This window comes from Desulforegulaceae bacterium (genome assembly GCA_034006035.1).
Classification (GTDB): domain Bacteria; phylum Desulfobacterota; class Desulfobacteria; order Desulfobacterales; family JACKCP01; genus JACKCP01.
Window position 1 is genome coordinate 45,313 of record JAVETN010000011.1, and the last position, 14,427, is coordinate 59,739.

The 14,427-nt window shown below is 34.0% G+C and carries 12 protein-coding genes; 11 read left to right on the forward strand and 1 reads right to left on the reverse strand.

What is annotated here, in order from left to right; translation table 11 throughout:
- The first annotated feature begins 44 nt into the window (after nt 1–44).
- A complete protein-coding gene (locus tag RBR53_09150) occupies nt 45–1,790 on the forward strand; it encodes a 30S ribosomal protein S1 (protein MDY0132824.1) in 1,746 nt (581 codons plus the stop codon).
- 82 nt (nt 1,791–1,872) lie between these two features.
- The gene (sppA, locus tag RBR53_09155; GenBank protein MDY0132825.1) at nt 1,873–2,754 is read left to right on the forward strand and encodes a signal peptide peptidase SppA; all 882 of its coding nucleotides are present in this window, start codon (nt 1,873–1,875) and stop codon (nt 2,752–2,754) included.
- An 84-nt stretch (nt 2,755–2,838) separates the two neighbouring features.
- On the opposite strand, the gene RBR53_09160 is transcribed toward sppA, so the two are convergent.
- Complete coding sequence (locus RBR53_09160; protein MDY0132826.1) at nt 2,839–3,447, reverse strand: L-threonylcarbamoyladenylate synthase; 609 nt, start codon at nt 3,445–3,447, stop codon at nt 2,839–2,841.
- A 243-nt stretch (nt 3,448–3,690) separates the two neighbouring features.
- Between RBR53_09160 and guaB the strand changes: the two genes are divergently transcribed.
- From guaB to RBR53_09205, 9 genes are all read left to right on the forward strand, one after another.
- Nucleotides 3,691–5,154 carry an IMP dehydrogenase gene (gene guaB, locus RBR53_09165; GenBank protein ID MDY0132827.1) on the forward strand — a complete coding sequence of 488 codons (1,464 nt, stop codon included), beginning with the start codon at nt 3,691–3,693 and terminating at the stop codon, nt 5,152–5,154.
- A gap of 292 nt (nt 5,155–5,446) precedes the next feature.
- Entirely contained in the window at nt 5,447–8,968 is a 3,522-nt protein-coding gene (gene dnaE / locus RBR53_09170; GenBank protein ID MDY0132828.1) for a DNA polymerase III subunit alpha, read from the forward strand.
- Nucleotides 8,968–10,119 carry an 8-amino-7-oxononanoate synthase gene (locus RBR53_09175; GenBank protein MDY0132829.1) on the forward strand — a complete coding sequence of 384 codons (1,152 nt, stop codon included), beginning with the start codon at nt 8,968–8,970 and terminating at the stop codon, nt 10,117–10,119. Before dnaE ends, RBR53_09175 begins: the two co-directional genes overlap by 1 nt.
- Nucleotides 10,100–10,777, forward strand: coding sequence for an alpha/beta hydrolase (locus tag RBR53_09180; GenBank protein ID MDY0132830.1), 678 nt, complete (start codon nt 10,100–10,102; stop codon nt 10,775–10,777). Before RBR53_09175 ends, RBR53_09180 begins: the two co-directional genes overlap by 20 nt.
- Nucleotides 10,774–11,538, forward strand: coding sequence for a methyltransferase (locus RBR53_09185; GenBank protein MDY0132831.1), 765 nt, complete (start codon nt 10,774–10,776; stop codon nt 11,536–11,538). The genes RBR53_09180 and RBR53_09185 overlap by 4 nt, the downstream gene beginning before the upstream one ends.
- On the forward strand, nt 11,538–12,176 hold the full coding sequence (bioD, locus tag RBR53_09190; protein ID MDY0132832.1) for a dethiobiotin synthase: 639 nt from the start codon (nt 11,538–11,540) through the stop codon (nt 12,174–12,176). The genes RBR53_09185 and bioD overlap by 1 nt, the downstream gene beginning before the upstream one ends.
- 27 nt (nt 12,177–12,203) lie before the next feature.
- Entirely contained in the window at nt 12,204–13,487 is a 1,284-nt protein-coding gene (gene bioA / locus RBR53_09195; protein MDY0132833.1) for an adenosylmethionine--8-amino-7-oxononanoate transaminase, read from the forward strand.
- Between the two features lie 11 nt (nt 13,488–13,498).
- Nucleotides 13,499–14,230 carry a 3-oxoacyl-ACP reductase FabG gene (gene fabG / locus RBR53_09200; GenBank protein MDY0132834.1) on the forward strand — a complete coding sequence of 244 codons (732 nt, stop codon included), beginning with the start codon at nt 13,499–13,501 and terminating at the stop codon, nt 14,228–14,230.
- A 16-nt stretch (nt 14,231–14,246) separates the two neighbouring features.
- Complete coding sequence (locus RBR53_09205) at nt 14,247–14,423, forward strand: Trm112 family protein (GenBank protein MDY0132835.1); 177 nt, start codon at nt 14,247–14,249, stop codon at nt 14,421–14,423.
- The last annotated feature ends 4 nt before the right edge of the window (nt 14,424–14,427 follow it).

A 14,427-nucleotide genomic window follows, 5' to 3' on the forward strand; every position in this document is an offset into this window, starting at 1 on the left:
AGCCGAAAGAAAATATAAAATATATCCAGGGAGAATTGATAATAATGGCAAATGACAATTTAGAAACGCAAGACAAATTTGAAGAAGTAGAAACAATGGAAGAGCTTCTTGAACTGTATGAAGACAGCTTCAGCAGGTTTCAAGAAGGCGAAGTGGTAACCGGTAAGGTTATCTCAGTTGGCAGGGATTCTGTAGTCGTTGATATTGGCTACAAATCTGAGGGTGTGGTTCCTGCTGAGGAATTCAAAGATGAAAACGGCGAAATTACTGTTGAAAAAGGTGATAAAGTCGAAGTAATGATTGAATTCTGGGATGAGGACGAAGAAGAGGTTGTCCTTTCCAAAGAAAAAGCCGAAAAGCAAAAAGTCTGGGATGAAATTGCAGAAATTCATGAACAGGACGGAGTTGTTGAAGGTATTATAATTAACAGAGTTAAAGGCGGTTTTTCTGTTGACATCGGAGTACAGGCATTCCTTCCAGGTTCACAGGCTGATCTTCGTCCTATCAAGAACATGGACGTTATGGTAGGCAAAAAATTCAAGTTCAAGGTTCTTAAATTCAATAAACGCAGAAGTAATATTGTTCTTTCAAGAAGAGTAATTCTTGAATCCCAGAGACAGGAACAAAGAGCTGCTACTCTTGAAGAGCTAGAAGTTGGAAAAGTAATGCCCGGTACAGTCAAGAATATCACCGAATATGGTGTTTTTATCGATCTTGGCGGAGTTGACGGACTTTTGCATATCACAGATATTTCCTGGGGAAGAGTCAAGCATCCTTCAGAGCTTTTTGCTCTTGGTGATGAAATTGAAGTTAAGATTCTTTCCTATGACCTTGAGAAAGAAAGAGTTTCTCTTGGTATGAAGCAACTTACCCCTGATCCATGGGAAACTGCTGCAGAACATTATCCTGTAGAAAGCAAAGTTAATGGAAGGGTTGTAAGTCTTACAGATTACGGTGCTTTTGTAGAACTTGAAGAAGGAATTGAAGGTCTTATCCATGTTTCAGAAATGTCATGGACAAAAAAAGTAAAGCATCCTTCTAAAATGGTTTCAGTTGGTGAAGAAGTTGAGGCTATTGTTCTTGACCTTAAGCCGGAAAGCCGCAGAATTTCACTTGGAATGAAGCAGGTTGAGCCAAACCCCTGGGATCTTATCAGTGACAAGTATCCTGTTGGAACAATCATTGAAGGCAAAATCAAAAACATTACAGACTTTGGTCTTTTCATAGGAATTGAAGACGATATTGACGGACTTGTCCATATATCTGATATTTCCTGGACAAAAAGAATCAAGCATCCTGGCGAAGTATACAAAAAAGGTGATACTGTTCAGGCAGTTGTTCTTGATATTGACAAGGAAAATGAAAGATTCTCACTGGGAATCAAGCAGACCCAGCCTGATCCGTGGGAAAGTGCTCCTGAGACCTATAAAGTGGGTTCAAAGATCAGCGGTAAAATAACAAATATCACTGATTTTGGTATTTTTGTTGAGCTTGAAGAAGGGGTTGAAGGTCTTGTTCATATTTCTGAAGTTGAAAATGAGAAAAAAGATCTTTCCAAAGAATATGAAACAGGCTCAGAGCTTGAAGCTAAAGTAATGAATGTCAATACTGAGGAAAGAAGAATAGGTCTTTCAGTCAAGCGCCTTGGAATGGATGATGATGAAGCTATTCTAAAGGATTATATCAAAAAGATTGAAGATGTTCCTACTTCTACATTTGGTGAAATCCTCAGGGAAAATATTGAGGAAAAAATCAAGGAAAAAGAAGAAGCAAGAAATAGCAAGAAATAGTCTTCTAATCTTTGAATGATTAAAATTAATATACGGGTACTTTAGCTTCTAAGGTATCCGTTTTTTTTAAGGAGATTTATAAATGTTTTCAAGAAGACATCCCTATCTTTTTTTTCTTTTGACCTTTACTTTAATAATATGTTCAGCATCCATAATTATTTCCCTTATTTCGGGAGCATCCAAACTTACTTCCAAAAAAACAGGTAAACACAATATAGGCGTTATCGAAATAAGCGGAATAATTTTTGAGTCTGAATCTGTATTAAAAAATCTTAAAAATTTTAGGGAAAGAAAAGATATTGAGGCGGTTTTATTAAGAATTAATTCTCCCGGAGGCGGAGTTGCCCCTTCCCAGGAAATTTATGAATCAGTGAAAAGACTTTCAGAGAAAAAAAAGGTAATCGCCTCCCTTGGAAGCGTTGCTGCTTCAGGAGGATATTATATTGCATCTGCAGCTGATAAAATAATAACAAATCCGGGTACAATCACAGGAAGTATAGGTGTAATAATGGAATACACCAATATTCAAGAAGTGCTGGATAAAATAGGAATATCTCCTGTGGTTATAAAAAGTGGAAAATTTAAGGATACAGGATCTCCAACCCGCAGCTTAAGAGAAGAAGAAAAAGAGTTTCTTCAAAATTTTATTGATAAAATTCACCTTAAATTCGTAGAAGATGTTGCCTTAGGCAGAAATATGGATAAAGAAAAACTTATGAAATATGCTGATGGAAGAATTATTTCAGGAGCTGACGCTGTTTTATACGGACTTGCGGATATGACAGGAAATTTTGAATCTGCCTTAGATTATACTGCAAAAGAGGCAGGAATAAAAAACAATGACTATAATCTTGTATATCCTCCAAAAGCAAAGTTTTCATTTTTAAAGGAGATTTTAAACGAGTCAATTTCCAGGTTTACCGAGGTTGTTTTTGAAAATACAAGCACTTTCAGTCTTAAATAGTAATTTATCAGCAATTAAAACTTTGTTTTATATAAAGGTAAAAAAATAAGAAAATTAAGATTAAGCTTTAATCTTTGAATGGGGTTATTCAAATTCTTCAATAGGCCCAATTCCTTTTCTTAAAATTTCAGGTTGATCATTGATAAGAGAGATAACACTTGAGGGGCCGTTTGGAACATTTCCCCCATCAATTATTATGTCTACAAGTTTTTCGTAGTAATCGGACATTTCTGCAAAAGTTTCAAAAGGTATTCCTTTTTCATCAGAAGCAGTTGTGGAAATTATAGGGTTTTCAAGCATTCTTACAATTTTTGTGCATATTGTATTGTCAGGCACTCTTATACCTGCTGTTTTTCTTTTGGTAAGCATCATTTTCGGTACTTGCTTGGAACCTTCAAGAATAAATGTATAAGGGCCAGGGAGAAGTCTTCTTAGTACCCTGTATGAAATGTTTGAAACTTTTGCATATTCACTTATATGGTTTAAGTCTGAACAGATAAAGCTGAAAGGTGTTTTTTTTGTTCTTTTTTTAATTAAATTAACCCTTGCAATGGCTTTTTTGTTTTTAATATCACAGCCTATTCCGTAATATGTGTCTGTTGGATAAATTATCACCCCTCCGTCTTTAAGGCAGGAGCAGATTTTGTTAATGAGCCGTTTTTGTGGATTTTCGGGGTAAATTTTCAGTATCATTTTTTTAATTTGTCCTTAAGGCTTATGTAAATGTATTTTTGTAAAACCAATAATTCTTGGAGTTCAGTTTTGATAAAATACCCTTTTTAGCCCTTGTTGTAAATTGGCAATAAGATTGGTTTTTTTTAGATTGCCAAAATTTTTCAGTTTTGTTAGTAGATAGTCCAACTTTAAATAAATAAACTAAATAATTTTTTGTTTATATTCAAACGTTTATAATAAACGAATCTTTGGAGGTCAATAATGACAAATATCCCGCCGGAATTAGCCTATTCATTTGATGATGTCTTGCTTGTCCCGAATTATTCTGATGTTCTTCCCTCAGACTGTGATACAAGAACACAGCTTACTCGGGAAATCAAGCTCAATGTGCCGATTATAAGTGCTGCAATGGATACAGTTACAGAGTCGGATGCAGCCATCAGCATGGCAAGAGTTGGCGGAATCGGTATAATACACAGAAACATGACCCCTGAACAACAGGCGATTGAGGTTGACAAGGTAAAAAAATCTGAAAGCGGAATGATTGTAGATCCTGTGACAATTTCTCCAGACAAGCCTGTTTCTGAGGTTCTTCAGCTTATGTCAACATATAGAATTTCAGGTGTTCCTGTGGTAGACGGCAAAAAGCTTGTTGGTATTGTAACAAACAGGGATTTGAGGTTTGAGCAAGACTTTTCAAAGTCCATAAGTGAAGTGATGACCAAGGAAAATCTTGTTACAGTAAAAGAAGGAATCACCCTTGAAGAATCCAAGGCAAAACTTCATGAACATAGAATTGAAAAGCTTTTAGTTGTAGACTCAACAGGCACCCTTACAGGAATGATAACTATAAAAGATATTGAAAAAATAAGAAAATATCCTTTTGCCTGTAAGGATGAAATGGGAAGATTAAGGGTTGGAGCTGCTGTAGGTGTTGGTCCTGATATGATGGAAAGAACTGAAGCCCTTGTTAATGCAGGAATCGATGTTTTATGTATAGACACTTCCCACGGACATTCCCAAAACGTTCTTGATTCAATAAAAAATATCAAGGCGGCTTTTCCTTCCCTTCAGGTTATTGCAGGAAATGTTGCAACTGGAAAAGGCGCAGAAGCTCTTGTAGAAGCCGGAGTTGATGCAATTAAAGTAGGGATTGGTCCAGGTTCAATATGCACCACAAGAATTGTTGCAGGAGTTGGTGTTCCTCAGCTGACAGCCATAATGAATTGTAAGTCAGTCTCCAATAAAACAGGAGTTCCTCTTATAGCTGACGGAGGTATCAAATATTCAGGAGATATAATCAAGGCTTTAGGAGCAGGGGCACATTGTGTAATGCTTGGAGGGCTTCTTGCCGGTACAGAGGAAAGTCCTGGAGACACAATTTTATACCAGGGGAGAACATACAAAGCATACAGAGGCATGGGCTCAATTGAAGCAATGAAATCTGGAAGCAAGGACAGATATTATCTTGGAGATAAGCAGTCTGATGAAGGTCTTGTTCCAGAAGGTATAGTTGGAAGGGTTCCATACAAAGGAACAATCTCTGAAAATGTTCTTCAGCTTGTAGGCGGTGTAAAAGCAGGGATGGGATATATAGGAGCAAGAACAATTGAAGAGGTAAGAGAAAGATCAAGGTTTGTCAGAATAAGCCCTGCTGGTTTAAGAGAAAGCCATGTTCATAATGTTATTATAACCCAGGAAGCACCAAATTACAGAGTTGAATAAGGTTTTTTACCCAGTAATTTTTTGTTTTGGTTTTTAAGATAAGATTTAAAAATTATAAAAGTCCGGATAAAGTTTGTAAAAACATTTGTCCGGATTTTTATTTTGTTCTAAGATTATTGGTTCATGATTTTATATAAAACTTGAGGGATTTTCAAAGTTGGACTCTTTCAGGTAAAATTTTATTGAAAAAACAAAATCTAAAAAACTGTCTTTGTTTAAGGCAAAATTAAAAATCATTTACTTCAGGTTTTTATATGCTGAGGTTTTGTATACAAATCTATAAGGGGTAATAATGTCTGGTTTAAAATTTGCGCATCTTCATCTTCATTCAGAATACAGTCTTCTTGACGGGGCCATAAGGTTTAAGCAGCTTTTTAAAAAACTTAAAGAAAACAATATGGATTCTGTGGCTTTAACTGATCATGGAACTATGTTTGGAGCTGCAGAATTTTATGACCTTGCAAAACAAGAAGGGATTCACCCTGTAATAGGTTGTGAATGCTATATGGCTAAAAGAAGTCTTAAAGATAAAACACCCCAGGATAAAAGTTCTGCTCACCTTGTTCTTCTTGCTGAAAACAACCTTGGTTATCAAAATTTGTGCAAGCTTGCCTCCATTGCAAAGCTTGAAGGGTTTTACTATAAGCCCAGAATTGATGATGAGGTTTTAAAAAAATATTCTAAAGGCCTTATTGCACTTTCTGCTTGTTTAAAAGGGGAAATTCCCCAGCTAATTTTAAAAAAAGATTTTGAAGGTGCCAAAAAAAAGGCACTTTTTTACAATGAAATGTTTGGACAGAACAATTTTTTTCTTGAAGTTCAGAAAAACGGGATTCAGGAGCAGGAAATTGTAAACTTGGGAATTGAAAAACTTTCAAAAGAGCTTTCAATTCCAATGGTGGCAACCAATGATTGTCATTATCTTAATAAGGAAGATTCAAGAGCCCATGAAATTCTTTTATGTGTTCAAACAGGTAAAACCATAGATGATCCCACAAGATTCAAATTTGGAACCAACTCCCTTTATGTAAAAACCCCAGAAGAAATGCAAAGTGATCTTGGAAAATATGAAGGAGCTGTTTCTAATACCTGGGAAATTGCCCAAAGGTGTCAGGTTGAATTTGATTTCAATACTTATCATTTCCCGGCAATCGAGCTTCAGCCCGGTGAATCTGAAGATGAAATGTTTGAAAGAGAAGCTCTTGAAGGGTTTAAAAAAAGACTTGAAGAGGTTAAAAAAAGAAATCCCAAAATAAATGAGGAAGAATACCAAAAAAGACTCCAATATGAAATTGATACAATACAAAACATGGGTTTTTCAGCCTATTTTATCATTGTTGCCGATTTTATAAGATTTAGCAAAAACAGTAATATTCCGGTAGGACCTGGAAGAGGTTCAGCTGCGGGAAGTATGGTTGCTTATTCAATGGGAATAACTGACCTTGATCCCATTGAGCATAATCTTATTTTTGAAAGATTTTTAAATCCTGAAAGAATAAGCATGCCTGATATTGATGTAGATTTTTGCATAAACGGCAGGGAAAAAGTTTTTAATTATGTGGTTGAAAAATACGGCAAAGATAAAGTTTCCCACATTATTACCTATGGAACAATGAAATCAAGGGGGGTTTTAAGAGATGTTGGAAGAGCCCTTGGGATTCCTTTGAAAGAAGTTGACTATATTGCCAAGCTTATTCCAGATAAAATTGGAATAAGCCTTGATGAGTCAATTGAGCAGGAGCCGGAAATAATGAGGACTGTTGAGGGAAGAGATGATCTTATGGAGCTTATTAAGGTTTCCAAAGTTCTTGAAGGTCTTACAAGACATGCTTCAACCCACGCAGCAGGTGTAGTTATAGGAGACAAACCTCTTTCAGATTATCTTCCCCTTTATTCAGGAAAGCAAGATGAAACAATTACCCAGTTTGATATGGAATATGTTGAAAAAATCGGTCTTGTAAAATTTGACTTTTTAGGATTGAGAAACCTTACAGTTATTGCAGAGGCTTTAAGGCTTATAGAAAAGCAGGGTCTTCTTCCTCCTGATTTAAAAAACCTTGATTTTGAAGATCAGGCTACTTTTGAGCTTCTTAAAAAAGGAGATACCACTGGAGTTTTTCAGCTTGAAAGTTCGGGAATGAAAGATTTGTTAAAACGTCTTAAGCCCGAAAGTTTTAATGATATAATTGCTCTTGTGGCTTTATACAGGCCGGGCCCCCTTGAAAGTGGAATGGTAAATGATTTTGTAAAAAGAAAACATGGGGAAGAAAAAATTTCTTATCCCATTGCCCAGCTTGAGCCTATTTTAAAAGAAACTTATGGAGTGATTTTATATCAGGAACAGGTAATGAAAATTGCAAGTGTTCTTGCAAATTATTCAATGGCAGATGCTGATGGCTTAAGAAAAGCAATGGGTAAAAAAATTAAATCCATGATGGATGAACACAGGGCTAAGTTTTTAGAAGGAGCAAAGGAAAATAAGATTGCTAAAGACAAGGCTGAATATATTTTTGATCTAATGGAAAAATTTGCAGGATATGGTTTTAACAAATCCCATAGTGCAGCTTATGCACTTATTTCATACCAGACTGCCTATTTAAAAGCTCATTTTCCAGTTGCTTTTATGGCTGCTCTTTTAAATAGTGAAATAAATTCAATAGATGGGGTGGTAAAATTTATTGATGAGTGCAAATTGCAGAAAATAGAAATTTTAAAACCCAATATAAATAAGTCTGATACTTATTTTAAGGTTGAGGATAATAAAATCCGTTTTGGTCTTGCAGCTGCAAAAAACGTAGGAGAATCTGTAGTTGATCATATTGTTGAGGAAAGACAAAAAAACGATGAATTTAAAGATATTTTCGATTTTTGCGAACGCTGTGATTTGAGAAAAGTGAACAAAAGAGTGGTTGAAGCCTTGATTAAATGCGGAGCTTTTGATGGCACAGGTATAAAAAGAGCTCAGCTTGTTTCTGTTATTGAAGAGGCTACTGAATATGGGCAGAGAGTAAAAAAAGACAAAGCAAGTCCTCAAATGGGTTTTTTTGATTCAGATGAAAGCTTTTCAGCAATGTTTGATAAACCAGTTGTTCCAGACATTGAAGAATGGGATGAAAAAGAGCTTCTTCTCCAGGAAAAAGAAGCCCTTGGATTTTATATTTCAGGGCACCCTTTAAATGCCTATAAAGATGTAATTACAACTTATTCCAATGCTGATTCATTAAGTCTTGGTGAATTAAAAGATGGAGATATTGTAATTGTTGGAGGAATTTTAAGTAAAATCAAGGTCATTTATACAAAAAAGAACGATAAAATGGCTTTTGTAACAATTGAAGATTTTAAGGATTTTCTGGAGATTGTTGTTTTTTCAGATCTTTATGTCCAAACTTCTGATTATTTTTATGAAGACAGTGTTCTTATGGTGGCAGGTAAAGTTCAAAAAAATGAAAAAGGCCTGAGCCTTATTGCAATTAAAATTTATCCTGCGGATCTGGCTGAAGAAAATCTTAGCGGATGTATTTATATAACAATGGAATCCGTATCTCACACCCCTGAAGATGTGTTAAAACTTCAGGAAATTTTAAGAAGGCATCCTGGTACCAAAAAAATTTATATAGATGTATTTACTAAGTCAGGGGCCCAGCTTTTAATGGAACTTCCAGATATTTTAAATGTTAATATTACAAAAGAGCTGGTTGAAGAATTAAGAGAGTTTGCAGGAAAAGAAAAGGTTTGGGTAAAACCTCTTGATCTTAATGTTTTTGCTGAAAAAGAAAGAAAACCAAGATTTACGGCAAGAGAAAAAAAATATTAATGGAAAAGTTTGATTTTTATACAAGAAAGCTTGAATCAAGAAAAAAGAAAAATCAGAAAAGATCTCTTGTTTCTTATCTTCCCTTAAAAAACGGGAGAGTTGAAAAAAATGGGGAAGTTTTTTTAAATTTAAGTTCAAATGATTATCTAGGGCTTTCTTTTAATGAAAAAATCATTGAAAAAGGGTGTGAGTATGCAAGAAAATTTGGAGCTGGCACCGGAGCTTCAAGACTTGTTACAGGAAGTTCAAAGATTTTTTTTGAGGTTGAGGAAAAGATTTCAAAACTTAAAAATAAAGATAAATCAATTGTTTTAAACTCGGGCTACCAGGCAAATATTGGGGTGATTTCTTCTCTTGCGTCAAGAAAAAGTATAATTTTTTCAGATTATTTAAATCACAATAGTATTATAAAAGGTGCTCTTTTAAGCAGGGCTGAACTTAGAAGGTTTAGGCATAATGATTTAAATCATCTTGAAGAAATGCTTAAAAAAACAAAAGACAAAAAATATTCTTCAAAAATCATTGTAACAGAATCAGTTTTCAGTATGGACGGAGATATCCCGGATCTTGAAAAAATTGCAGATTTAAGTGAGGAATATGGCTGTATTTTCCTTGCAGATGAGGCCCATTCAACTGGGATTTTTGGTGAAAACTCAATGGGACTTGCAAAAAGAGCTGATATTTCCATAGGAACCTTTGGAAAAGGCGGAGGTTCTTTTGGGGCCTATGTTTCATGTTCTGAAGAAATTTATGAGTATTTTGTAAATTTTTGTGAGGCTCTTATTTTTTCAACCTCTCTTCCTCCCTTTAATATTGGTGCAATTTCAGCTTTTCTAGATCTTATTCCTAAACTTGATGATAAAAGGGCTAAGCTTTTAAATAATTCAAATGCTTTGCGTAAAGGTTTAAAAGAAATTGGATTTGATCTTCCAAAGGGAATTACCCAGATTATTCCAGTAATTACAGGAAGTGAAAAAAGTGCAATCAGGCTTTCAGAGTTTTTAAAAAAAAGAAAGATTCTTTGTGTTCCCATTAGACCTCCCACAGTTCCAGAAAATATGTCAAGAATAAGACTTAGTTTATCTGCAGCTCATAATAAAAAAGATATTGATTATATTTTAGGTGTGTTTGATGAGTACAAAAAAAAATAGGGCTGAATTTGTTCTTCAACACGGGTGGGGACTTTCATCTTCATGCTGGGAGGGATGGAAAAATAAGCTTGGTAAAAACTTTATAGTTTCCATTCCTGATAGGGGATATTTTGGAGATGAAAAAATAATTAAGGATTTTAAGACAAGCTCTGAAAAAATTCTTGTATCCCATTCTTTTGGACTTTTTCTTTTTGAAAAGTCGCTTTTAGAAAAAGCTGATTCACTTATAATAATAAGCGGATTTACAAAGTTTCATCCAGAGGAAAAAAGGGAGGTCAGGCGAACAAGGCTTCTTATGAAATTCATGCAGAAAAAACTTAAATTGGAGCCTGAAAAACTCTTAATAGATTTTTATAATGGCCATGATTTAAGGGGAAATTTGGATTCAAACCCAGATGTTTTTCTTTTAGCAAAGGATCTTGAACAAATTAACACCCAAACTCCAGATATTGAATCAATAAAAAAAATAAAAAACATTTTAATTATACATGGGGCAAAAGATATGGTGGTGCCTTTATCAAGGGCAGCTTATTTAAAAGACAACCTTTTTCAGGCTGAAATGGTTGAGTTTGAAGATGGAGATCATGCGCTTCCTTTTGTATATGAAAACCAAGTAATTGAAAAAATCTTTGAGTTTTTAGGTTTTACAAATCAATGAAAAATTTAATAAGAAAAAGCTTTTCCAAACATTCAATTACCTATGATGATTATGCAATTGCTCAAAAAAAAGCAGCTTTTCTTTTAAAAGAAGAGATTTTAAAAGATGGAATTTGTGAAAAAAACATTGAAAAAATCATAGAAATTGGCTGTGGAACTGGAATTTTAAGCGTTTATCTAGATGATTTTTTTAAAAATTCTCAAATTTATTTTTCTGATATTTCTTCTCAAATGATCTTAGAGTGTAAAAAGAAAATAAAAACCTCGCGGCAAAGACATTTTCTTTTAGTAAATGGAGAAAATTATAAAAAAGAAAATCGTTTTGACTTAATTGTTTCTTCTTTTACTCTCCAATGGTTTGAAGATTATGGAAATGCCTTGAATAATTATTTATTATCATTAAAGAAAAACGGGTTTTTATACCTGGCTTTTCAAGGTCCTGAATCTTTCCCTGAATGGAAGCAAACAGCATTGGAATTAAACCTTCCTTTTACAGGAAATTTAATGCCTGATCCAAAAAAAATTAAAACCATAATAAACAAATTCAGCTCCAGTGAAGTTTTTAAAAAAGAAATAAAAGTCAATTATAATTCCTCCATTGATTTTTTCAGATCCTTGCAAAAAATTGGGGCAGGTCATAAAACAAATAGTAAATCTTATTCAAAAAAAGAATTTATAAATCTTATTAAACACTGGGATAAAAAAACAAATAATAAAGTTGAAATAACCTATGTGGTTTATTTTGTAAAAGGTCAAAAATAATGAGAAAAATCAGTCTTCCTTCTAAAGTTTTTGTTACAGGTACAGATACAGGAATTGGAAAGACTTTTGTATCATCTGTTCTTTCAGAAAAAATGAAGGCTTCGTATTGGAAAATAATTCAGACAGGAAATGATTCTGACAAAGAATTTGTAAAAAGTACTACCACTCTTTCCGAGGATAAAATAATAGATGAAGCCTATAAACTTAAATATCCTTTGTCACCTTATCTGGCTTCATTAAAGGAAAACAAAGAAATAAACATCAATTATATTTTAAAAAAGCTTGATCAAATAAAAGATCATAAAATTATCTGCGAAGGTGCAGGAGGAGTAATGGTTCCTGTGCAAAGAAAATATTTTATTTCTGATCTTATAAAAGATATTGGGTTTTCAGCGGTTATTGCTGCAAGATCAGGGCTTGGAACAATAAATCATACTCTTCTTACAATTGAGCATTTGAAAAGCAAAAACATTGACATAGCCTGTATAATTTTAAATGGTGAAATCAATGAAGATAACGAAAAAACAATTGAGGATATAAGTGAAATCCCTGTTTTTTCATTTGGTTATCTGGATTTTTCTAAAAAAATAAATATTTTTGAAATGTTTGAAGAAAAATTTTCTTTTGAAATAAGATAAATTTACAAATTAAATTTAGGGGATTTTATGAAAAACAAAAATTCAAATTTCTGGCTTCCTTTCACTCAGATGAAAGAAGTTGGTGAAGTTATAGAAATAGTAAAAGGAGAGGGTTCTTATCTTTTTACAAAAGATGGAAGAAAAATTTTAGATGCAATTTCAAGCTGGTGGGTAACTATCCACGGCCATGGAAATAAGGTTGTTGCAAAAGCAATCGGAGATCAGGCAAAAACTTTAGAACAGGTTATTTGTGCGGGATTTACCCACTTAAATGCTGAGGTTCTTTCTAAAAATCTTGTTGAACTTCTTCCTTTAAAAATTTCCAAAATGTTTTATTCAGACAATGGTTCAACTGCTGTTGAAGTAGGTTTAAAAATGGTTTTTCAATATTGGAAAAACAAGGGGGATAAAAACAGAAGAAAATTTATTGCCTTTGAAAATGCCTATCATGGCGACACTTTGGGAGCCATGTCTGTTGGAGGCAGGTCTATTTTTACAGATCAATTTAAAGAACTTTTGTTTGATACAATTTATCTTGAATATCCCTCCACTTTTGAAGGTGATAAAAAAGCAGAAATAAAAGAAAACTTGGTTATTGAAAGTTTAAAGAAAATTCTTAAAAATCAAGGTTCAGAAATTGCTGGCTTGATCATAGAACCTCTTGTTCAGGGAGCAGGTGGGATGAATATGGCAAGGCCTGTTTTTTTAAGAAAAATTGAAGAAACAATGAAAGAATTTGAAATTCCTGTTATCTATGATGAGGTAATGACAGGATTTGGGCGGACAGGGGATTTGTTTGCCTGTTTAAAAGCAAAGACAAATCCTGATATTATCTGCGTTTCAAAAGGAATTACAGGGGGTTTTATGCCTCTTGCCGGAACATTTTGTACAGATGAAATCTATCAGTCATTTTATTCTGATGATCCTTTAAAAACTTTTTTTCATGGACACTCATATACTGCAAATCCCATAGGATGTGCTGCAGGAGTTGCCTCTTTAAAATTATTGATGGAAAATAAAAATTATGAAAAAATTGAAGCCTGGCACAGGGAAGGCATAAAAAAGTTTGAAAACAATAAAAATGTTGAAAAAATAAGAATTTGCGGAACAATAATGGCTTTTGATATAAAAACACCAGGCGGAGGATACCTTGACAAGGTGGGCTCTTTTTTGAAAAAAGAGTTTTTAAAAAAAGGATTTCTTTTACGACCCCTTGGCAATGTATTGTATTTTCTTCCTCCCTATTGCATTACAAAAGAAGAACTTGAGGTTTTGTATGATTGTGTAAATGAAGTTACCTCATTACTTTAAGGAGATATCAAATGGGAATAGAAAAAAGAACAGCCTTTGTATCAGGGGCTTCAAGGGGGATTGGAAAAGCTGTAGCCTTAAAGCTTGCAGAAATGGGTTTTAAAGTGATAATCAATTATTCTTCTTCTGAAAATCAGGCAAAGCAAGTTCTTGAGCAGATTGAAAATTTTGGAGGAGAAGGAAGACTTGCCTGTTTTGATGTAACTGATAGAAAAGCATGCAAAGATGAGTTTAAAAAAATAACTGAAATAGAAAAAAGGCTTGATATTCTTGTTCATAGTGCAGGAATAAGAAAAGACGGTCTTGCAGTTAGAATGAAAGATGAGAACTGGGATCGGGTAATTGATGTAAATCTTACAGCTTTTTTTAATCTGGCAAAACCTGCTGTAAAATTGATGCTTAAAAATAAATGGGGAAGAATTTTGGGGATTTCTTCAACCTCAGGTCAGGCAGGAGTTCCCGGTCAAATAAATTATTCAGCTTCAAAGGCTGGTCTTATAGGGGCAATAAAATCTCTTTCCAAAGAAATTGGGCCAAGAAATATAACAGTAAATGCTTTAAGTCCGGGTTTTATTGAAACTGAAATGACCGATTCCCTTGACAAAGAAGAAATTGTTAAAACAATACCTTTACAAAGATTTGGAACTGCAGTTGAAGTTGCAGCTGTAGCAGGTTTTTTATGCTCTGAAGAAGCTTCCTATATTACAGGGCAGGTTATTGGTATAAATGGCGGAATTTATTAATCTGAAAGGAAATAAAATGGGATTGGACAAACAATTGCTGGATATTCTTGCATGTCCTGTGTGCAAGGGTGATGTTGTGGAGTCAGCTGATCAAAATTTTTTAATATGTGAGAAATGCAAAATAAAGTTTCCGGTAAAGGAAGGTATTCCTGTAATGCTTCCTGAAGAAGCTGTTTCTCTGGACAATGAGTAAAACT